Source organism: Lysinibacillus sp. CNPSo 3705, from assembly GCF_028674935.1.
Taxonomy (GTDB): domain Bacteria; phylum Bacillota; class Bacilli; order Bacillales_A; family Planococcaceae; genus Lysinibacillus.
Window position 1 is genome coordinate 1 of sequence record NZ_JAQZSD010000020.1, and the last position, 20,603, is coordinate 20,603.

Below are 20,603 nucleotides of genomic sequence, written 5' to 3' on the forward strand. Positions count from 1 at the left end.
ATATTATAGAACCTTATTAAAAAATAAAGATACTATTCTTAATATGTAAAAAAATTTGTAATTATATAATTCATTATTTTATAATTTTATGTCCTCAAGAATGAAGGCCCCTATAATTCACTATGATTGAAGAAATTATAGAACCAACAAAAAAGAGCTTTGTGGTTTCCCACAAAACTCTTTTTATTTTAACTAAAAATTAGTTATTATTTAATAGGTTCAACTTTAATGCTAGCAGAAGGATTTACTTCTTTGTCAGTAAGTTTAGATTTTATAGAAGAACCATTATTTAACTTGATACCAGTAATTGTAGTACCGGCCACAATTTCATTTTCAAGTTCTACTACAACTGATGTATTAGATACGCTTACTACTTTAACTGTAGCAGTCGAACCTGTAGTAACTTGTAAAAGATCACCAGATTTTACGTTAACTGCTGCTGAGAATGTAAACGTAATTTGTTGTTTTACTGCATCAGCATCTTTTTTACCATTAGCAGTTCTTTCAGGTGCGTTACCTACTTTATAAGTAAAGCTATCAGTATCTTTACCTGTTAATGTAATTTCTTTGTTAGCTAGATCTTTAACAGAAGCTTTTACACCTTTAACAGCAGTATCTTCATTAATTTTAGCTACTAAATCTTCTACTGATTTATATAAATCTTTATCTGTTCCGAATGCATTAGCACTATACTTGTAAGTTTTACCATTGATTGTAACATCTTCGCGATCAACGATAACGGAAGCAGTTGCAGCTGTTGTAGTAACTGAACCTTCTGCTTTTTTAGTGATTTGAGCATCAGTTAATTTTAATGCAGATGTAGTGTTTACTTCACCTGATGCACTTGATTCTTTATAGATTCGGATAGATTTCTTACCATCTTTATCTTCAGTGTATGTTACTTGTACACCAGTATTATAAGCTTTGATAATATCTACAAATGTAGATACACCATGAATTTCAGTGCCGTATAAATTGAAGAATTTAACATCCTTTAATTCAATTGGGTCTTTACCTTTAATTACGATATATTTATCGTTGATTTCAACTACATCACCAGTACTTTGATTACCAACATCTGATAATGAAGTGAATGTTGCAGTTGCTTCTTTTGAAGTGAATGCATAGTCTTTGTTATCAGTGTTAAGTGCAATACCGTTTGCAGTAACTTTTACTGACGTAGATTTTCCATCAACTGCTACTACTTTTAATTCAGGATTTGTGCCTTCATAAGTTACAGTAAGGTTACGGTTTGGTGAAACAATTTCATTTCCAACTTTCACATCATTAGCACCTGTGTTAAAGATTGTGTAAGTAACTTTTTTGATGCTAGTATTAGGCATTTTCTTGTTACTTTGGTTCACTAATTCAGCACGGAATGTAGCGATTTCGTTACCTTTGAACTCTTTTACAGCTTTATCATTAGCATTGTATGCTTTAATTGATGCACCATCAAGGTATGCATTTTGGAAGTAAGAGATTGGAGCAGTGGCTGTTGGCTCACCTTCATCTAGTCTACCTTGTTTAGCATTTGAAGTATTAATATCAATCCAAGCTACTGGAGTTGCATAATCGTTTTCTTTGTCAGAACCAATAACAAATTTTGCTTCACCTTTATCATTTGTTTTAACAGAGATTTGCTTCGCATTATTTTTACCATCAGCAGCTGTGTTTGGATAGTAAGTTTGTTTATCATCTTCATCAACTTCGATGAATTTAGCATCAGTATTTGTGCTAATTACACGGTCTAAATCTTCGTTGAACGCTACGTTCACGATTTCGTTTTTAGCTAATTTACCGTCTTTATCTTTAACAATGACTTTGTATTCACGGCCATTTTCTTTATAACGAGCTGCTACTTCGCCACCTTCACGAGTCATTTCGATAGTGTATTTAGCTTGTAGTGCACCGAAAGTTACTTTAGAAGCTGTTGTTTGTAAAGCAGATGCTTTGTAAACTTCAGCTTTTTCACCAGTTGCAGTATTAGGAGCAAATACTACTGGAGTTACAGCTGTGTTTGCACCTGAAACCGTGAATGTAGCTTCACCTTTAGAGTCAGTTGTGATTTTAGCAGCAGCTAAACCTGTATTGTTGCTTAATTGTAATGCAGCAACACCGTTAACAGTTGCGTTCTTTACTTTATCAGATGTAACATTCATGTTTTCAAGGAAACCTACATTGAATGTTTTGTTTGATTCTGGTAGACCAGTTTTAGGGTTTTTGTAAGTAACTTTGTAAGTTTTGTCAGCACCGTTGTTGATTGTATCACCAGTAGTTACTTCTTGAACTGATAGGATAGTGTCAACACCCCAGAATACATAACCAAGTGCGAATTTAGAACGGTCACCAGTTGCATAAGCAGTTACTTCATCAGTACCGTCTTTGTAACGAGTGTAAGAGTAAGATGCTACACCGTTTTCATCAGTTACTGCTTCACCAGTTAATGTTGGTGTAACGCCGTCGTTGTTGTTACCTGGTACGTAGAAAGTTACAGGGATACCAGCTTTAGATTGACCTTCAGCTACAGTAACTTGTGCTTTTACAGTTACTTGTTGGCCAAGCTTACCTTGGAATGCAGGAGCTACTAACTCAACTTTAGTTGGGTTTACAGCTGAGATACCTTTGAATTTACCGATTTCATCGCCAGCAAGAGATACTGTGTACTCTTTGTCAGCTGTTTGTGGTGCAGTAGTTAAAACAACAACTTTTTTGTTAGTTTGTTTTACAGCTGCATTTTTAACTTCTAGATCTTTGATTTCGAAGTTTAGAGCTTGTACGTTTTCAACTTCTTGGTCAAATGTGATTTCAACAGTTGTGCTGTTGATTGCTTTTACAGCAGCTTTTGCAGGAGCTGTAACTTCAAGTTTCATTGTACGATCTAAGAATGAAGCGAATTGAGCACGAGTAATTGTGTCATTTGGTTTGAATGCTTTACCTGGTAGTGTAGCTGCTTTTGTTAACTCAGCATACTCTAAAGCAGTGATTGCTTCACGTTGTTCAGTATTAAGACCGCCTAAGTCAGAGATTTCGCTAGTGAATTTAGCATCTTTGTACTCTTTAACTAGATCTACTTCTTTGATTTCTTTGATAGCACGAACTAAAACGATTGCCATTTGTTGACGTGCCATGTTTTGTGAGTAGTTTAAGTTGCCGTTTGCACCATTAAATGCGCCTGCTTCTTTAGCAAGTGCAGCATATTGCACTAATTCTTTATCGGCATTTGTTACTGGTAGATCGTTGAAGCGTTGTTTTGTATTCCAATCAGTTGGAATTTCATAACCTTCAGTTTCTAACCAGCGACCTAATAATTTAACCACTTGACCACGAGAAACAAATTGGTCTGGTTTGAATGTGCCATCTGGATATCCTTTGATGATACCAGCATCTACAAGATTGCTGATTGCATCTTTGTGCGAGTTAGTGTCTGTTACATCTGTGAAACTTGCTGCAGAAGCCACTGGTACGATAGCTGATGCTACTAATGTAGCTGTAGCAGCTGTTGCTACGAATTTTTTGTATTTCTTTGGTTGGTTAGCCATAGAAAAATTTCCTCCTCTAAGTTCATAAAATATGTCTCTACTACAAATACATAGAAATGCAGTAAATAAACAACTACACATAAAAGTATAGTTGCATACCTAAAAGTTGTCAATCATATTTTGGGAAAGTTTCTAATTCATTTCCGGAAAAACATGGTCATACAACTCTCTTTTACCATTGTCATCTATTTAAGCTGATTTTTCAAGTATTATTACACATCTTTTCCAACAATAATTTGGTACACAAACCTTATATGTTCAATGTTTTTACATTAATAAACAATTTTAGGTACGCAACCCATTTTAGTTATTATTAAAATTGGTAATTCTTTTTGCTTCTATGGAAAATGTAAGAGAGCAAAAAAGAAGACGCTTCGATATTGTTCTGTGGGATTTTCGGATAATGCATCTATGTTTTAAGTGCAGAATTATATTTCTAGACACGAAAAAAGCTCAAGCATATAAATGCTTGAGCTTTTTTCGCTTGGGCTACCAACCGTTGTTTCCTTGCAGGGAATTCTATTTATTTCATAGAGGAAATTCCTATACAAATACAGTCTAACACTTTCAATTTAAAACGACAATACCAATTTTTAAAAATTATTACCGTTTCTGCCTTGCCACTTCCAATAAAAATAATGGCAGTGCAATTTGACGCTTGATACGCTTAGGTTCTTTCATTAATCGATAAAACCATTCAAGGCCAAATTTTTGGAAAATCTCTGGTGCACGTTTAACTGTACCCGCCAGCACATCGAATGATCCACCTACGCCTTGATAAATAGTTGGATGTAATTGATCGCGATTTGCATTAATCCAGTTTTCTTGCTTTGGACTGCCCATCGCTACAAAGAGTAGATCGGGCTGCGCTTCATTAATGCGATCAAGTACCTTCTGTTCGTCCTTTTCATAGCCGTCCTGTGTGCCGACTATTTTAATAGAAGGAAATAATGATTCTAGTTTTGCTTTGGCCGCATCTGCAACACCTGGTTTTCCTCCGTAAAGGAAAATAGGCTTGCCACGCTTTGCCGCTTCCTCGCAAAGCTTCATCATCATATCGACGCCTGTAACACGTTCACGAATTTGCCCTTTTTGAATTTTGGAAGCAAGAATAACACCGATGCCATCTGGAATTTGAAATTCCGCTTCGTTAAGCAGCTTCTTTAGAGCAGGGTCTTCTTTTGCCTTGATAATCTTTTCTGGATTGATGGCAACAACGAGCGCTTTTTGTTTTGTTTCAATACGCTCGAATGCCATCTCCATTAATTCATCGTAGCCTTCCGTATTGACATTGATGCCAAGTACTGTTTCTTTCATCGGTTTTTCGCATCTCCTAAAAGGTGGAACTGGAAGCCTGCTTCTTCCCATTTATCGCGTTTTAAGCAGTTTTTTGTATCAAAGACGATTTTTGATTTCGCTGTAATTTCTGCAGCGTCTAATGCTTTGAATTCATTATGATCCGTTAGGACAACGATGATATCTGCATCTTTTGTCGCTTCTTCTAAGCTTTGTGTTTGTGTAGCATGTTTGTTTTCTTTAATGTGTGGATCATATGAAATAACGTCTAATCCAAGATTTTGTAACTCGTCAATAACGATTGTAGATGGACTTTCACGCATGTCATCTACGTTACCTTTGAAGGCTAGTCCAAGAACAGCTACTTTGCCACCAGCAATTTTGTTTTGATTTAAGATTGCTTGTGTTTTTTGTGCTGTAAAGCTTGGCATACTATCATTTGTATTACGAGATAGGTGAATAATTTGGGCTGTCTCGCCACCTAGCTCAACTAGGAACCAAGGGTCAACCGCGATACAGTGACCACCTACACCAGGACCTGGGAAGTGAACATTTACACGTGGGTGATAGTTCGCAAATTTAATCGCTTCCCAAATGTTTACGTCTAACTTCTCCGCTAATTTTGCAAGCTCATTGGCGAACGCAATGTTTACATCACGATAAGTATTTTCCATTACTTTTACTAACTCAGCTGTAGTGGCATCTGTAAGGTGGATTGTACCATTCACAAATGTTTGATAAAGCTCTTTTGTCATTTGTGCAGACTTGTCATCAATCCCACCAACGATACGATCGTTGTTCACTAATTCTTCAAAAATACGACCAGGAATAACACGCTCTGGTGAATGTGCTACAAATAAATCTACACCAAATTCAAGATTTGCTTTGATTAACTCTGGTAGCATAATATGCTCTACAGTTTTCGGTGGTACTGTCGATTCAAGAATGACAAGGTCACCTTTTTTCAAAAATGGCACGATCGAAGCCGTAGCTTGACGCACATATTCTAAATTTGCTGTATTATCAGGATTAATTGGCGACGGAACAGCAACGATGAATACGTCCGCTTCCTGTGGTGTCGTTGACGCCGTTAAGAAACCTTCATCTACTGCTTTGTTCAAGCGCTCCTGTAATCCATTTTCTTCAATATGAAGTTTTTTCTCTTGAATACTTTTTACTGCTGCCGGGTTTACATCCACCCCATGTACTTTTATGCCGTGGTTGGCAAACATTACAGCCGTTGGTAAACCGATGTAGCCAAGTCCAACGACACAAATTGATTTAGTCATTCTCTATTCTTCCTTCCGTTTCAAAAACGAGTAGTCATTGTTATATGTTCTATAAATGCGTGATGCATTTTGTTCTGCATTATAGTATACATCTTTCCACTGAAAGTGTGAATCAATTTGTTACTTTGAAGCTGTTTTCTGTGTCCGATTAGCAAAAGTTTTGTCGGTTTGTGGCGCTTTTGGCACGTTTATCAGCGATTTTTTGAGTTTTATCAGCGATTATATTAGTTTTATCAGCGATGTTCAGGGGTTTATCAGCGATTATGCTGGTCTTATCAGCGATTTTCAGGAGTTTATCAGCGATTCATCTATAAACCAGACAATTTGTAACTCGAGTATTTATTAGATCCGCTTCGTGGTAATTGTAATTTTTGTAATAGACGTTTTGCTATATGCTCGCTTCCAATCATCAAAAAATCACGACATTCACGATTCGTTATCGTTTCGCCAATAAGCATATAATAGTCTTTTAGTGCCTGAATATGAGCATCGCGACACCGATGTTGACACATCTGGCAATGCCAACCTATTTTCAATTTCTCCATCCCAAACTCCTCACAGTTTTCACAATAAACACCACGCCGCAAAGCAGAGGCATCAATTTGATAGTATTGGCAAAGCGGAAATGGTGTCCTGTTCCGCAAATGTGACAAGATAAGGGTTTTGATTGCTATCATTGTTGCTGTCTCTTTGTTTTTCCCTAAATGTTGATGCAGAAATATTGGTAGCTCTTTTGCCATTAAAATCGGCAATCTTCCATCCTCTCGATGAATATTTACATTATTAAATGGGAAGACAACAGCCCCATAAATGGGTATAGAAATATGTTGGGTGTCTAAGAAATGTTTCATACCTTGAATATATTGTTCAAGTTGAATTTCAGGATGCGTAAAAACATGAACCTCACCCGATTCCGATGTACGAATGAGCTGGCGTGGGTCACTTTTAAAATGTACAGTTCCTCGAATATTTTTAATTTCTAATAGAATAATAGCGTTGGGGACAATGAGTAAAATATCAATTTGCATGGGAAAAACAGAGGGAAGTATAACATTGTGGAAAATGTGGCAATCGTTGAGCAGTGCTATTTGCTGTAGTTCCTTCATAACATATTGCTCACCAAAATCGCCTGCTTCTTTAATTTTAAGTTCCTGCTGAAGACTTTGATATTGTGGATGCGTGGGCTGCAACCGAGTCACAAGGGCTTGGAGTCCTTTTGTCAATGGAGATGGTGCAAAGGGTTTTACTAGCAATCTATTCTCTCCTTTTCTATTTGAATTTTAATTGGTTTATCAGCTAGTTTAGGATTCTTTCAGCGATTATAGCATGTCTATCAGCTGTTTTCACTTTTTATCAGCGATGTTCTCTTCTTTATCAGCGATTGTTTCATTCTTATCAGCGATATTCCCTTCTTTATCAGCGATTGTTTCATTCTTATCAGCGATGCTCTATTCTTTATCGATTACTTCGCTTTTATCGGCCATGCTCTTATCAGCGGTCCTCGCTTTTTTATCATCGATTTCTCACTTTTATCAACGGCTCCCACTTCTCTTTCAGCGATGGTCACCTTCTTATCATCGATCCTCTCTTTTTTATCAGCGATGATCCCTTTTCTATCATCGATCCTCTCTTCTTTATCAGCTTCCACTAAAAAAGGAATCTCCTTTAGTATCGGGGATTCCTTGTTGTTCCGCTTTCGAGTAGCTTTAGAATCGATTGTGCTTGTTGCATGTGCATTGCTAGTACATATTGGCTTGCTTGCATTAGGATTTGTGCTTTTACCATGTTCATCATTTCTTTTGCGATATCGGCATCGCGGATGCGGGATTCGGCATCTTGTAGGTTTTCTGCTGTGTTTACGTTTGCGTTATAGGCGTGCTCTAGGCGATTTTGGTAGGCGCCTAGTCTTGAGCGCTCGCTTGATACACGTTTTAAGGCCTCGTCCATTGTGGAAATCGTTTTGTTGGCGTCGTCTCGAGTTGCGATGGATGTCTTATCGTCCAAGCCAAGTGCTCCAGCACCCATATTGCCAATAAACAGCTCGATACTTTGGCCTGCGTTGGCACCTGCTTGAATTTTAATACCGTTTGTAGCATAATCCCCATTTAGTAATGTCTTTGTGTTAAATTCAGTGTCTTTCGAGATGCGTTGAATTTCTTTTTTTAGCTCCTGAAATTCCATATCAAGGTTCTCCCGATCACTATCTGTTAAAGTATCATTGCTCGCCTGAACTGCGAGCTCACGCATGCGTTGAATCATATCATGTACTTCATTTAGTGCACCCTCAGCTGTTTGGACGAGTGATATACCATCCTGAATATTTTTCGCTGCCATGTTCAAGCCACGTATTTGCGCACGCATTTTTTCGGAAATCGCAAGTCCCGCTGGATCATCCGCAGCACTATTAATGCGGTAGCCTGAAGAAATTCGAAGCATTGCCTTGTTCATTGCACCGTAGTGTTTATTCATATTATTTAAAATTGACAACCCCGTTGCTGACCATTTTCCAAGCATTATTTCACCACCCCTATTGTTGTTTATATCGGTCTATGTGAGATTCTTTTAAGTTTATTTTGGTAATGTATACTAATTTAATAGGTTCTATACATCAATAACTTTTAGTTCATTTTCATATTTTAGACTTTAGACCCAGCAATATATAAAAGCACCCGCTTTTCACATATGAAAAGTAGGTGCTTAATTGAAATACCGTGTATTCAATTTTCGAAACCTCCGAGTTGATGGTTCTTTTGTTGTAGAAGTTCAAAAAAGAGATCTTTATTATGATCTAGTAAAGCCTGATCTATTAAATTATCAATGTTTTGCTGCTCCAATTCTGTAATGAGCTGATCTACTTCGCCAACAGTCAATGAAGATACAAGTGGTAACTGAGGCTTTGGAGTAGCACTTTCAAGAATCGGTGCTAGATGCTCATGAACATTTGTAATTAATAATAATTGATATAATGGCAGCCGGATAAAACGATTCCCTTTCTGGAAAACAAATACCTCGGATATATTTTCAATTTGTTGTGTATTCAAGTTAATAATCATCTCTTTACCTTCAATAGGAATGAAATGGAAAATCTCATTCTCTTTTAAAATAGAGAAATATTGATAAGCAAACACTAGACGTAGTTTATCTCCAGTGATTTTTGTATAAAATGGCTTCATATATTGAACTTGCATCATCCTTATCCCTCCCTATTTATCTGATTATTCAGATTTTAACACAAATAAATTATCTTGTTAACTATCTTCTCCTCGATTTTTTTATTTCAAATCATTCAGCTTATCATGTACGCATTTTAATCGTATAATGGAAGGACAGTCTTTTTTTCTTATATTTACACATGCCCACTAGCTATACATTTTGAAAGGAGTGAGGTTATGGCATTGTCTATTGCCCAATTAGCTAAGGAACACCAAGAATTTATCCTTACCAAATTACAGGAAGCTGAACAGGCGTTACATCCTTCCTCTACTGAAGACGAAGAGCTAGTGCGTCGTGCTGTTTTTTCAGTGCGAAATAAATCAGTTGTCTTTGAACGTTTTAATGGAGCAAGTTCTACATTATATGCAAGCGTACAGGATGTCAGACCTGCTACTGTAGAAATTGATTTCGCTAAAGAGGAGCTGCACTGTAACTGTCCTCAGCTGAAATGGTGTAGACATCAGGTTGGCTCATTGCTTGCTCTTTATCAGTATTTTGATTCGGTGCAAAATTGGTCAAGTGCATGGCGCGCTCAAAAATCAGTGCAATTAAAATCATTAGCAGATGAACGAAGTCCAGAAAGCTGGAGATTGATGGTCGATGAAGTCATGAAACGTTTATTGCCACCTGGGCGAATTTTAGAAGGGTATGGCCTTTCAGCTATACGAACAGATGCATTGGAGCGACTTCAACGGCATATGCCTTTCGAGCGTGAGTGGCAGCCACTTTATAAGCTTTTTATGGAGCTATCGATCTTTAATACAATATGGCGTCATTTAAATGAAACAAAAGGACATTCTTTGGATTCTCCTTATATGAAATATTTTATTGATCAAAGTGTCCAATCATTCGAAAGTACATTGACGGAGCTAACGGGACGATCACGACTTTTTGCCACTGATCCATTTTATGATGCGATTCAGGAGTTAGTTCGGGAATTTTTATTGGAACGACAAGGATTATTTGCTGATCGACTACAAATATATATGCTACTTTGGGCAGTGCTTTTTTATGAAAAGCCTCGTCGTGAACAGGAATTAGCACTTATAAATAATCTTGGAAATCCTTCGCCTGAGATATCCTTGCAGTCATTGAAACTGCTATTTTATGTGCTGCTACAAAAAGAAAGTTTATTACAGGAAAGTATTGCACATATTGATGGACAACATATGCAAGACCTATTTGAGCTGGCTACTTTTGCAAAACGTGCTGGCGAATCACATGCACAGTCCATTATTTTACGTGCGATGCTACCATTTACCGAAGTCTTTTTACAGCAAACAGTGCCAGTTGTAAAACGTGCTCAATATGTAAGGCAATTTCAGCTTTTATACGAAGACATTCAGCTTACGGAAGAACAGGAAGTTACATTATATAGTGCATTTGGTGTTTATGGGCTTCAACCGTTTTCGTTCCTTCTTATTAAAAAAGAACGTTATCGTGAATGGGCAGCCCTCCATCAGTTAAATCTCTCCTCCCTTTCTTATTTAGAAATGTGTGGATTAAAAGATGTACTTCAGGTTGCGCCTGCAACAGTATTGCCCTTATATCATCTATATGCCATGGCTGAAATTACACAAAAATCACGTATGAACTATAAGCAGGCTGTACGAATCTGGAAAAGTATGCGCAGTGCCGCAAAGCGTGCTGGTAAAACTGCTTATTTTGAGACCTATATGCAAACAATTCGCGCAGAGTATAAACGACTTCGTGCATTACAAGAAGAAATTGAGAAAGGAAACTTAGTATGATGACTATAAATGCTCCTTCCCCGTTTTCAAAAAAGCAACAGCTTCGTATTCATGCAGCACAGGAAGGATATTTTACGTTACAGGGATATACTGCTGACGGTGTAGCAATAGAAGCAGACTCACTCATTTCTTCATTATTTTTTAACTATGAAGCGAATGTCTATGGTTTATTAACCAATCGCTCAGAACGTACGATTGAAGTTTCAACCTCTGAGCTCCTTGATATTTTTTCACGGCGCTATCTGCATCCTTTTATTGACTGGCAAGGTACGGATACAGCAAGTCAGGTATGGCTAGAAAAAGTGTCTGCTTTACAAACGTATTGGCAAGAGCCCTCGCTCTGGTCACACGCAGTGATTGCAGATGATTTTTCTACACTAACATTCCCTATAGAAGGTGAAGATACAGCTTTATTAGAAACGGCAGTGCAGCAAAAACTAGCTCAAGCAGGTCTAATACTGTCTGATTTACCAAAGCTAATGCCATTTTTCTTGCGTGGTGGTTGGCCACTAGAGCAGGAACGACAGGCAGGTGCAGTTACTGTCTCCCTACGCTTAGGTGAGCCTGAGGAAGATTCAGATGTTTGGCTTTTAGAAACCGTACTAAGTACGCCTACAGCCAAAAACTACTGGACGCCAGCTATGCGAAAGCAGTCACTACCAATTGCTGATGCTCTACCGACGAAATGGCAAATGTATGCTGATGCTATTGAACAGCAACAAGGACAAATTGTAGATCTTCTTTCTATTGAAGATTTACGTAGCGATATTTTCATCCGTATTATGCTTGACGATTTACAAGTTCGAACATTTTTACGTGAAGATTTAGCAAGATTACAAGCACTCGGCTTTGATGTTGTACTACCGGCTTGGCTAAAGGATTTAAAACAGTCAAAAATGCGTGTTCGCGTAAGTACTGGCAATGTAGCGACAAAGAAGGTTGCTGGACTAGATGATATTTTAACGTTCAAATGGCAGTTTTCTATGAATGGACAGTCCATTTCACCTGAGCAATTTAAAAAGCTTGTAGATGAGAAACGCGAATTCATTCGTATTGGTACAGAATGGTTCCGAGTCAATGCGAACTGGATGCAAGAAATGCGTGCATTGATGGAGCAAGCAGAAGATGAAAGCTGGACCGTTCGTGAATTGCTATTCCGCGAGCTACCAGAGGATTTATCCTTACCTCTTGAAGAAGAGGATGCCGATGATGCAATGAGAGATGACCCGATTTTTGCATTTGAATTGCAAAAATCACTTAAATCCTATATGGAGCAGCTTCAGGAGAAAAAAGGACTCCCTACTGTCCAGGTTCCTACATCTTTGCAGGCAGAATTACGTCCTTATCAGCATGAGGGCTTTGAATGGCTTGTCTTTATGCGAGAACAAGGCTTTGGTGCATGCCTAGCTGATGATATGGGTCTTGGTAAAACGGTTCAGCTTATTTCGTATTTACTTCATCTTTATGAAACAACTGAGGATACAAAACCGTCCATCATTATTTGCCCTACGTCTGTGCTAGGCAACTGGCAAAAGGAACTTGCTCGTTTTGCTCCTTCCTTGAGTGTGCATACGCATTATCAGGCGAATCGAGCAAAGGAGGCCGCTTTTAAAGAGCTAGTAGGAAGAGAAAAACCACATGTGATTTTATCTACCTATGGCACGGTATCACAGGATGCTGAGTTTTTACAGGAAGTAGAATGGGCAACCGTTGTGCTAGACGAGGCTCAAAATATTAAAAATATGCAAACGCTACAATCAAGGGCTATTCGTAAATTACAAGGGACGCATCATATTGCTTTAACGGGTACGCCAGTAGAAAATCGTTTGTCGGAGCTATGGGCAATTTTTGACTTTATCCATAAGGGCTATTTAGGTAGCTTCGGTCGCTTTAATGAAGAATTTATTTTACCGATAGAACGAGATGAGTCGGAGTCACATAAACAGAAGTTACGTGCAAAAATTCAAGCATTTTTACTTCGTCGTACAAAGCGTGACCCACACTTACAGCTTAACTTACCAGATAAACAAGAGTCTCATGAATACTGCCCATTAACAACTGAGCAAGCATCTCTATACGAAGGATATATATTAGAGACGCTCGATCAGCTGGAGCAATTAACAGGCTTTCAAAAGAAGGGACGCGTCTTAAAGATGCTCAGTAAGTTAAAGCAATTATGTAATCATCCTGCCTTGTATTTAAAAGAACCTTTCGAGGATGCCGAATCAATGCTTAATCGTTCTACAAAATTAGAACGTATCGTGCAAATGGCTACAGAAATCGTGGACAATGGCGAGCAGTGCCTCATTTTCACACAATATATTGGAATGGGGCAATTACTACAGCATTGTTTTAGTGAACTATATAATATTGATGCACCTTTCTTAACAGGTGCAATGCCTAAGCAGCAGCGTGACCGCTTAGTAGAAACTTTCCAGGCAGGAGATTTTCCCATATTTATCCTTTCCTTAAAAGCGGGTGGAACAGGGCTTAATTTAACAGCTGCAAATCATGTATTACATGCAGATCGCTGGTGGAATCCTGCCGTTGAAAATCAAGCGACAGACCGTGCATATCGAATTGGTCAAACACAATTTGTACAAGTGCATAAGTTTGTTACTATTGGTACTATCGAAGAGAAAATTGATAAAATGCTAGCCCAAAAATCTGCACTATCAGAAGAACTAATTCAATCAAGCCAGTGGTTAACTGAATTAGCAGATGACGAACTTCGGGATTTAATGAAACTCGATTTTTAAAGATGTGAGATGCGCCAAGAGCACAACGTTCTTGGCGCTCTTTTATTTCAGTGGATCTTCTGTTACTTCTTCCCCTACTTACTTCATATATATATTTAGTTGTGTGTAATATGCTCATTGCTGTGCGGTCTTCAGCAATGAACTTCGTTATGAAATGTAGACATCATCATCCTTTCTAAATTGATTACGGCGCAAGAATAGAAGGAGAATGGCGGATCAGACAATTGTCCCTTGCCCCGTATGTAACAATTAAAGCTCTATATTGCTGGCAATTGTACTTCTGCCTCAGGTAGCACAAAATCCTTTAAGCCTTCCTGCTCATCTGGTGGCTTTGGAGGCACAATTGCCCCGTCGCTATCCCTTGGCTTAAGCCGATAAAATCGGACATCTTCTACGACTACTTCTGTTATAAAAACCTTTGTGCTTTCTTCATTTAAAAATGATCTTGATTGAATTCGACCATTCACTCCAATTAATGAGCCTTTTCCGCAATATTTGACGATATGCTCTGCAAGCCTTCCCCATACTGTACAGAGAATAAAGTCAGCATCCACTTCCCCACGACTGTTTTTGTAATTGCGATTAATGGCTACAGTAAAATGTGCTTGCACTCGATTTCCAGATAAGTGTCGTAACACTGGATCCTTTGTTAACCTTCCGACCAGTCCGACTTGGTTCATTGATTCACCTCCTTTGCTTTTGATTGCTCTCATCTTACAAAAATTCATCCAACATTGGCAAAAGTCGATTTTTATCATTTCCCTTAGTTTTTAATCATAAATTGGATATATTGAGCTTTTTACTTTTCATGTAATGCAAGATTTTTTGGGCAGAATGCTTTTCGCTCTAAAAGCAAATGCTAATTGTTGAAATATGCAATTTCGCTGTTTTTGCAGAATGTATCATCAGTGATGCCTCGGCATAATCGCAGTAAACATTTGCGGCTGTCGCTTCGATTTCGTATAGATATACAATGTGTTCGGAATCGGCTGTGTGCTTTGGCGTGACGAAAACGCAGAGTTAACGTCGGCCATTTCGGTAATGCCACGTGAGCTCCTCTATTTCAGCGGATGTTGAAAAGTAACTTAATACCGCTTCACCTCATCCCTTATAGAGATGGGATACATCTGTACCTGTCCGGAATGAAGTAAAACAGAGCTAATTGAATATGTTATACTAAAAAGGATGACCGACTTAGGAGGATTTTACATAATGAAAACATTTAAGATGCTTTCCTTTGACCTTGTCACAAAAGACGGCATGCAACCTTTCCCTTTAGTCGATGGTATTATTATTAACCAGGAGAATAGCCATCAATCTTGGATTCTCGAGCTGTTTATGGACCGGCAATATCGTGCTATTTTCGATGAACTTTTAGCTAATGCTACTGTCTTTAATGTACGTGCTGTTATTTCATTTCCAGATAATGAGCCTGCTCCTTTCCAGGTTGTCGTACATACAGTTCAAGAAATCGGCGAGCACATCTCTGTCCTTTTAAAAGGGACACTAAAGACAAAACGCTCGAAATATGCTGAGCAATTACTAGCCGAATTACTAGTTGAGGGAGTTACGTTAGATAAGCTATTGGACCGCTTCTCACACGGTATGAAAGAACGACCAAAACTCAAAAATGATTGATCTCGATTTAACGATGCATTATTTGCATCGTTATTTTTTTATTGGACAGTTAGAGATTTTAAGGTACAATACGATGTAAAATTTATAGGAGGTAACTACACTTGACTATTGCTGTTAGGGAAAAGCCATTAAAATTATCGTGGCTTGAGGCTTTAAAGAGGCGGTTATTCGAAGAGGACCCTGATTTTAGCTATTATAATGAGCAATTTCGAAGATTCGATGCTGGCTTTGCTGGTGAAAGGAGGGTTGACCGTGAATGGCTTGAATTAGTATGTCCCTATACTTTTTTAGTGTTACATAATTTAATTCTGATGAATTCTGCTCAGCATTCACATCAACTCGATACGCTTTTCATTTGCAGTAATTTTGTGCTAGTTGTTGAAATAAAAAATATTACCGGACGTCTTGATTTTGACGACATTACACATCAATGTATTCGAACGAAGCCAGATGGAACTGTCGAAGGATTTCCCAATGCAATTACTCAGATCCAGCGACATATGCAATTTCTTAAAGTTATTTCCAAAAACTATTCTCTCCCCATTGAGGGTGCGGTTATCATCGCCAACCCCACTGCGATTATTGCCAGTCATCCAAATACAATTCCGATTTTCCATGTTTCAGGACTTCAAAAACATCTTCATTCCCTTTTTAAAAAATATACACAACCCATTTTAAGCGATGAACAGTTAACTCAAATAGCTCAACAACTCCTTTGCAGACATCAGCCACCGAAAATTACGGCTTTTATTGATTCCTCAAGATATCGCCAAGGTGTACTTTGTCCGCAATGCCAATACAAATCTCAAATGCACTATGCTCGCGGGATTTGGAAATGTTCGTACTGTCAATTTGCAAGCGAAGAAATTTTTGCTGAAGCATTACAAGATTATCGATACTTAGTTGGATCAACAATCACCAATAAACAGTTACGTGAATTTTTCAGTATTCATTCCAGTGATGCTGCAAATCGTTTACTTAGAAAATTTCAATTTCCCTATACAGGTTCTTATAAAAATCGTGTTTACCAATTACCCGAAAATTTAGTGGAATATATGAAGCCATTTTTCCGCTCTTCCTGAGGATATTTAATGGGTTGGTTCGTTACCTTCGCGAGGGGGATTCACTCACTTCGCGGGTATTTACCTCTCTTCCGCGAGTATTTACTTCTCTTCCGCGGGTATTTACCTCTCTTCCGCGGGTATTCACTCTCTCTTCGCGGTGTTCACTTCTCTTCCGCGGGTATTCACTTCTCTTCGCAAGTATTCACTTCTCCCCCGCAAATATTGTGGATATTGCCCTCTTCCATTCGTGTATTTTCTCCCACACAAAATGAAAAAAAGAGTGTTCCATTGGATGGAAACACTCTTTTTTATATTATCGCGTTACTTTTTCTTCAACGACCTTTTCTTTAACAACACCGTTTGCATTTGGTACATTGTTATAGCCATTTGTACTATTTAAATCAGCATTTGTACCTGGTGTTGTTGTACCTGGTACTGTTGTTGTACCTGGTGTTGTTGTACCTGGAGTTGTAGTTCTTGGACCAGTAGTACCTGGTGTTGTAGCTTCAGGTAGAACAGTGTTACGGTGAACACCATTAACGTCACGATTGTAAACGTCATTTCTTTCTTCTACTTTCTCAACACCTCGGCGAACGTCGTGTTTAACATTCTCCACTGGTCTTGTTTCAACAGCTCTGTTTCCCCAGTTACAACCTCCAAGGAATAAAGCAGCAAGAATAATTGCCAAAAATGACATTCTCCACATAGAAAAATCCTCCTTTCTCGATGCTATGTCAACAAATACAATGTGTGTGTATTTGTGATCCTACATAGATTGCCCGGGAAAGGAGGGAACTATCCGATTTTTTTACAAACTATTTTTGTTTTTCTTTTAACAGTTGTTCAACGTATGCTGCTTCTGCTTTACAGTTGTAGCTATAATTTGTACCTAGCTCTTTTTGCATGGCATCGATTGTTTCAATTTGCTTCGCTGTTGGTTCTTCATTTAAAATTTTTGCAATTACTTCATCAATTTTTTGCGCCATCTCTTCATGGAATTCAGTACTCATCAAAACATCTGCTGGGATTTTTTCGATCCATGCGGCATTTTCTTGAAAATAAGTTTGCCAGCTAGCAATAAAGTCTTCCATAGAAAAACGCTCTTCTTTCCAATCAATACTTGCTAAGTATGATTCAAAAGATGTTGAAATCGAACGCGTAATGCTAATTTTAACACCTGAAGACAATTCCTTATACATCAATATAATCCTCCTACGTTTTAAAAACAAAACTAAAATTACATGTATTTCAATTTACAATCACATATACGCCATTGCATTTTTATAAAACATTTCAATAATCGTGATATTTTTATCTGCATTCACGTCACTAAAAGTACTGAATGTCATAAACTATTAAAAAGATTAACAATAAAGACATTATTCGACATCATTATTTTATATCTTTTAGCCTATAATTGCAAATTAAGCCTGTTTTGGCTGTTCTGGCCCAATAGCAAATAAAATATCCGCTTCACATACTAGTTCCCCATCGACTGTAGCCACACCATGACCTTTGCCCATTGCTCCACGTAGTTTCACGAACTCTACTTCTAATCGTAGTTGATCTCCCGGTACTACTTGACGCTTGAAACGACAATTATCAATACCTGTCAAGAAAGCTAGACGACCTTTGAATTCATCTGCATTTAATAATGCTACACCACCAACTTGTGCTAGCGCCTCTACAATTAAAACCCCAGGCATTACTGGATAGCCAGGGAAATGCCCATTAAAAAAGTCTTCGTTCATAGAGACATTTTTTAAACCAACTGCACGCTTGCCTTCTTCTAATTCAACGATACGATCAACGAATAAAAAAGGATAACGATGCGGTAAAATTGCTTGAATTTGTTCTGCAGTTAACATTTTCTTTTCCCCCTTAATAATAATTTCACCTTGGCGCAATGCGTTGAATAGAATCCGTGACATCCGCCGGAGGCTACATCTTTATTCATTAGGTGTTGGACATCTAATGTATGAAGATATTTTATGTAAACACAAAGTATGGTAAAGAATAATTTTATTCTTTACCATTCATAATATCAAATATATGCTGCCATGTTTCTGGTTTAAAAACGTCCATGGCTTTACCTTGTCCAATTACACTATAGCCAAACATTGCACCTACAACTGCGGCAATAACAACTAAGATGATAATAAGTACAACGCGAAGCCAAATCGGAATCAGCCGTATTTGCACCCAGCGAACCTCTCGTTGCTCTCCATTTGAGCGGTGTTCCTTCTCTTCTGGTGGCGTATCGGTTTCTTTTGTTTGCATAGAACCTCGACTTGAATCGTTTGTCATAGATTGTACTCCTCTTCATTACTTACTAAACAGTAATAACGGATTTACTATCGAATACCATTAATGAGCCCAAGCATTTGGTCAGCTAAAGTTACCGCTCTCGCATTAAATTGATAAGAACGCTGTGTCTGAATTAAATCCGTCATTTCTTTTGAAAGATTTACATTCGACATTTCCAGCGAACCGTTCTGCATGCCAATTTGCTGACGATTTGCTCCTCGTAATTCAGTGACAACTTCAGCTTGTGTATATCCAAGCTGAGCTAGGTTATTCGGCAATCCAACATAGGCGCCAGAAACCTTCTCCATTAGCTGTGGCTTTTGGAACTCTGTCACTGCTACATCAGTACGAATAACATCTCCATTAGGATATGATGCCTCTAATACGCCCCCATCACGAATCGCAAAACTTTTTACATTATCCGGTAATGTAATAGCTTGTCCTGTTGAGTTTGCCAATGGATATCCATCTGCAGTTACAACCATTACTGTTCCATTATTTAATGGTGATAAATAAAAGTCACCTTGACGAGTATACACTGTTTTTGTGCCATTTTCACCATCTGGCATTAAAATATTGAAATATTGCTTTGGTTTTGTAAAGGCTAAATCAAGGTCACGATTTGTTGTTTGTAGAGAGCCTTGCTTTTGATTTGATTGAATTTGTCCAAGCATAGCACCTGATCCATAACGGATGCCAACAGGTGATTGTCGGTCAGCTCGGTCTAGCTTGTCATTATTATATTGCTGATAAAGCAATTCATTAAATGTAGCTTCCTGTGATTTATAGCCGAGAGTGCTGCTATTGGCAATGTTATTACTTATAGTATCTAGTCTATTTTGTAATTGCCCCATTGTATTTGTTGCAGTCATCATTGTACGTAACATGTTCAAACGCCTCCAGTTTGCCTATTATACTTTCCCGATTTCATTTGCAGCCTTTTCCATACTCCGATCGTAAGCCTGTAACACTTTTTGGTTAGCTTCGAAAGCGCGATATGCTGTCATTAAATCAGTCATTGTACGACTAGAGTCTACGTTTGAGCCCTCTAGATAATTTTGACGCAGTGTAAAGGCTACACCATTGGCACCGTAAGCTGTCGGTAAGTTTTCACCATTTTCTGTTCGAATTAAACCATTATCCTGCTTACGTAGCATGTTCGGATTCGCTGAAAATGATACTCCAACACGAGCTACTTGCTGATTATTAACATAAATTGCCCCGTTCTCATCTAGACGAAAATCATCATTCGGTAGCTGGATGCGTTGACCTCTATCTGATAGCACATACAGTCCCTGTGGATTTACTAAATAGCCTTGGCCATCTAATGTAAAATTCCCGTTGCGTGTATATGCTTCGCCCCCATCTGGATGTGCTAAACGGAAGAATATAGATCCAGAAGTGCCGTCTTCATTTTGCGGTAAGTTTCCATCGATCAAAGCCATATCTGTCGTGAAATCAGTGCTATAGATTTGGCCTTGTATGTAATTTGGTAATGTTTCTTGCATATAAATTCCTGTATTTAATGCGCCAACTTGGCTCATATATTGAGAGCCTGCTTGCTGGTTAGCAGGTGCATTCGTTTTTCCTACACTTGACATGAGCATGTCAGGAAATGAGCGGATTGTTGATTGGTCTGCTTTAAATCCAGGTGTATTTGCATTTGATAAATTGTTGGTAAGTAATTCTGTTCGTCTTTGTTGTGCAATCATACCAGTTGCAACTGTATAAAACCCTTTAAACAAAG

The 20,603-nt window shown here is 38.2% G+C and carries 18 protein-coding genes; 4 read left to right on the forward strand and 14 right to left on the reverse strand.

Annotated elements, in window-relative coordinates; genetic code table 11:
* Positions 1–206: 206 nt before the first annotated feature.
* The 7 genes from PVA17_RS10770 to PVA17_RS10800 all read right to left on the reverse strand — a co-directional run bounded on the left by PVA17_RS10770 (position 207) and on the right by PVA17_RS10800 (position 9,315).
* Entirely contained in the window at positions 207–3,539 is a 3,333-nt protein-coding gene (locus tag PVA17_RS10770; protein WP_274067687.1) for an S-layer homology domain-containing protein, read from the reverse strand.
* 603 nt (positions 3,540–4,142) lie between these two features.
* Positions 4,143–4,856: a WecB/TagA/CpsF family glycosyltransferase gene (locus PVA17_RS10775; protein WP_132360410.1), complete on the reverse strand. Its 714-nt coding sequence runs from the start codon at positions 4,854–4,856 to the stop codon at positions 4,143–4,145.
* Positions 4,853–6,124, reverse strand: a complete 1,272-nt coding sequence (locus PVA17_RS10780; RefSeq protein WP_248717841.1) for a nucleotide sugar dehydrogenase — start codon at positions 6,122–6,124, stop codon at positions 4,853–4,855. Before PVA17_RS10780 ends, PVA17_RS10775 begins: the two co-directional genes overlap by 4 nt.
* 308 nt (positions 6,125–6,432) lie before the next feature.
* Positions 6,433–7,377: a nuclease-related domain-containing protein gene (locus PVA17_RS10785; protein ID WP_274067688.1), complete on the reverse strand. Its 945-nt coding sequence runs from the start codon at positions 7,375–7,377 to the stop codon at positions 6,433–6,435.
* A 209-nt stretch (positions 7,378–7,586) separates the two neighbouring features.
* Positions 7,587–7,772, reverse strand: coding sequence for a hypothetical protein (locus PVA17_RS10790; RefSeq protein WP_274067689.1), 186 nt, complete (start codon positions 7,770–7,772; stop codon positions 7,587–7,589).
* Positions 7,773–7,789: 17 nt separating this feature from the next.
* Entirely contained in the window at positions 7,790–8,638 is an 849-nt protein-coding gene (locus tag PVA17_RS10795) for a flagellin N-terminal helical domain-containing protein (RefSeq protein ID WP_132360404.1), read from the reverse strand.
* A 203-nt stretch (positions 8,639–8,841) separates the two neighbouring features.
* On the reverse strand, positions 8,842–9,315 hold the full coding sequence (locus PVA17_RS10800; RefSeq protein ID WP_132360402.1) for an IDEAL domain-containing protein: 474 nt from the start codon (positions 9,313–9,315) through the stop codon (positions 8,842–8,844).
* 198 nt (positions 9,316–9,513) lie between these two features.
* Here PVA17_RS10800 and PVA17_RS10805 point away from each other — a divergent pair, with 198 nt between their 5' ends.
* Entirely contained in the window at positions 9,514–11,088 is a 1,575-nt protein-coding gene (locus PVA17_RS10805) for a hypothetical protein (protein ID WP_274067690.1), read from the forward strand.
* A complete protein-coding gene (locus PVA17_RS10810) occupies positions 11,085–13,847 on the forward strand; it encodes a DEAD/DEAH box helicase (protein ID WP_274067691.1) in 2,763 nt (920 codons plus the stop codon). The genes PVA17_RS10805 and PVA17_RS10810 overlap by 4 nt, the downstream gene beginning before the upstream one ends.
* Before the next feature lie 257 nt (positions 13,848–14,104).
* Here PVA17_RS10810 and PVA17_RS10815 read toward each other — a convergent pair whose 3' ends face one another.
* Positions 14,105–14,527 (reverse strand): single-stranded DNA-binding protein, encoded by a 423-nt coding sequence (locus PVA17_RS10815; protein WP_132360396.1) that lies wholly within the window; start codon positions 14,525–14,527, stop codon positions 14,105–14,107.
* 532 nt (positions 14,528–15,059) lie between these two features.
* On the opposite strand from PVA17_RS10815, the gene PVA17_RS10820 reads away from it, so the two are divergent.
* Positions 15,060–15,485 (forward strand): YwpF family protein, encoded by a 426-nt coding sequence (locus PVA17_RS10820; RefSeq protein WP_132360394.1) that lies wholly within the window; start codon positions 15,060–15,062, stop codon positions 15,483–15,485.
* A 101-nt stretch (positions 15,486–15,586) separates the two neighbouring features.
* Complete coding sequence (locus tag PVA17_RS10825) at positions 15,587–16,567, forward strand: nuclease-related domain-containing protein (protein ID WP_274067692.1); 981 nt, start codon at positions 15,587–15,589, stop codon at positions 16,565–16,567.
* Between the two features lie 295 nt (positions 16,568–16,862).
* Here PVA17_RS10825 and PVA17_RS10830 read toward each other — a convergent pair whose 3' ends face one another.
* The 6 genes from PVA17_RS10830 to PVA17_RS10855 all read right to left on the reverse strand — a co-directional run bounded on the left by PVA17_RS10830 (position 16,863) and on the right by PVA17_RS10855 (position 20,601).
* Entirely contained in the window at positions 16,863–17,255 is a 393-nt protein-coding gene (locus PVA17_RS10830) for a hypothetical protein (protein WP_248717835.1), read from the reverse strand.
* A gap of 109 nt (positions 17,256–17,364) precedes the next feature.
* Positions 17,365–17,748 carry a hypothetical protein gene (locus PVA17_RS10835; protein ID WP_132360392.1) on the reverse strand — a complete coding sequence of 128 codons (384 nt, stop codon included), beginning with the start codon at positions 17,746–17,748 and terminating at the stop codon, positions 17,365–17,367.
* 225 nt (positions 17,749–17,973) lie between these two features.
* A complete protein-coding gene (fabZ, locus tag PVA17_RS10840) occupies positions 17,974–18,417 on the reverse strand; it encodes a 3-hydroxyacyl-ACP dehydratase FabZ (RefSeq protein WP_132360390.1) in 444 nt (147 codons plus the stop codon).
* A 154-nt stretch (positions 18,418–18,571) separates the two neighbouring features.
* Complete coding sequence (locus tag PVA17_RS10845) at positions 18,572–18,856, reverse strand: DNA-directed RNA polymerase subunit beta (RefSeq protein WP_132360388.1); 285 nt, start codon at positions 18,854–18,856, stop codon at positions 18,572–18,574.
* A gap of 47 nt (positions 18,857–18,903) precedes the next feature.
* Positions 18,904–19,743, reverse strand: a complete 840-nt coding sequence (locus tag PVA17_RS10850; RefSeq protein ID WP_248717833.1) for a flagellar hook-basal body protein — start codon at positions 19,741–19,743, stop codon at positions 18,904–18,906.
* A gap of 24 nt (positions 19,744–19,767) precedes the next feature.
* The gene (locus PVA17_RS10855; RefSeq protein WP_132360384.1) at positions 19,768–20,601 is read right to left on the reverse strand and encodes a flagellar hook-basal body protein; all 834 of its coding nucleotides are present in this window, start codon (positions 20,599–20,601) and stop codon (positions 19,768–19,770) included.
* Positions 20,602–20,603: the final 2 nt, after the last annotated feature.

What these genes read in the sequence shown, in the direction of transcription:
- PVA17_RS10795 (WP_132360404.1), bottom strand. Translation starts at nt 8,638, where the DNA reads ATGCTTGGAAAATGGTCAGCAACGGGGTTGTCAATTTTAAATAATATG.
- PVA17_RS10780 (WP_248717841.1), bottom strand. Translation starts at nt 6,124, where the DNA reads ATGACTAAATCAATTTGTGTCGTTGGACTTGGCTACATCGGTTTACCA.
- fabZ (WP_132360390.1), bottom strand. Translation starts at nt 18,417, where the DNA reads ATGTTAACTGCAGAACAAATTCAAGCAATTTTACCGCATCGTTATCCT.
- PVA17_RS10810 (WP_274067691.1), top strand. Translation starts at nt 11,085, where the DNA reads ATGATGACTATAAATGCTCCTTCCCCGTTTTCAAAAAAGCAACAGCTT.
- PVA17_RS10820 (WP_132360394.1), top strand. Translation starts at nt 15,060, where the DNA reads ATGAAAACATTTAAGATGCTTTCCTTTGACCTTGTCACAAAAGACGGC.
- PVA17_RS10775 (WP_132360410.1), bottom strand. Translation starts at nt 4,856, where the DNA reads ATGAAAGAAACAGTACTTGGCATCAATGTCAATACGGAAGGCTACGAT.
- PVA17_RS10815 (WP_132360396.1), bottom strand. Translation starts at nt 14,527, where the DNA reads ATGAACCAAGTCGGACTGGTCGGAAGGTTAACAAAGGATCCAGTGTTA.
- PVA17_RS10835 (WP_132360392.1), bottom strand. Translation starts at nt 17,748, where the DNA reads ATGTATAAGGAATTGTCTTCAGGTGTTAAAATTAGCATTACGCGTTCG.
- PVA17_RS10845 (WP_132360388.1), bottom strand. Translation starts at nt 18,856, where the DNA reads ATGACAAACGATTCAAGTCGAGGTTCTATGCAAACAAAAGAAACCGAT.
- PVA17_RS10805 (WP_274067690.1), top strand. Translation starts at nt 9,514, where the DNA reads ATGGCATTGTCTATTGCCCAATTAGCTAAGGAACACCAAGAATTTATC.
- PVA17_RS10850 (WP_248717833.1), bottom strand. Translation starts at nt 19,743, where the DNA reads ATGTTACGTACAATGATGACTGCAACAAATACAATGGGGCAATTACAA.
- PVA17_RS10830 (WP_248717835.1), bottom strand. Translation starts at nt 17,255, where the DNA reads ATGTGGAGAATGTCATTTTTGGCAATTATTCTTGCTGCTTTATTCCTT.
- PVA17_RS10770 (WP_274067687.1), bottom strand. Translation starts at nt 3,539, where the DNA reads ATGGCTAACCAACCAAAGAAATACAAAAAATTCGTAGCAACAGCTGCT.
- PVA17_RS10800 (WP_132360402.1), bottom strand. Translation starts at nt 9,315, where the DNA reads ATGATGCAAGTTCAATATATGAAGCCATTTTATACAAAAATCACTGGA.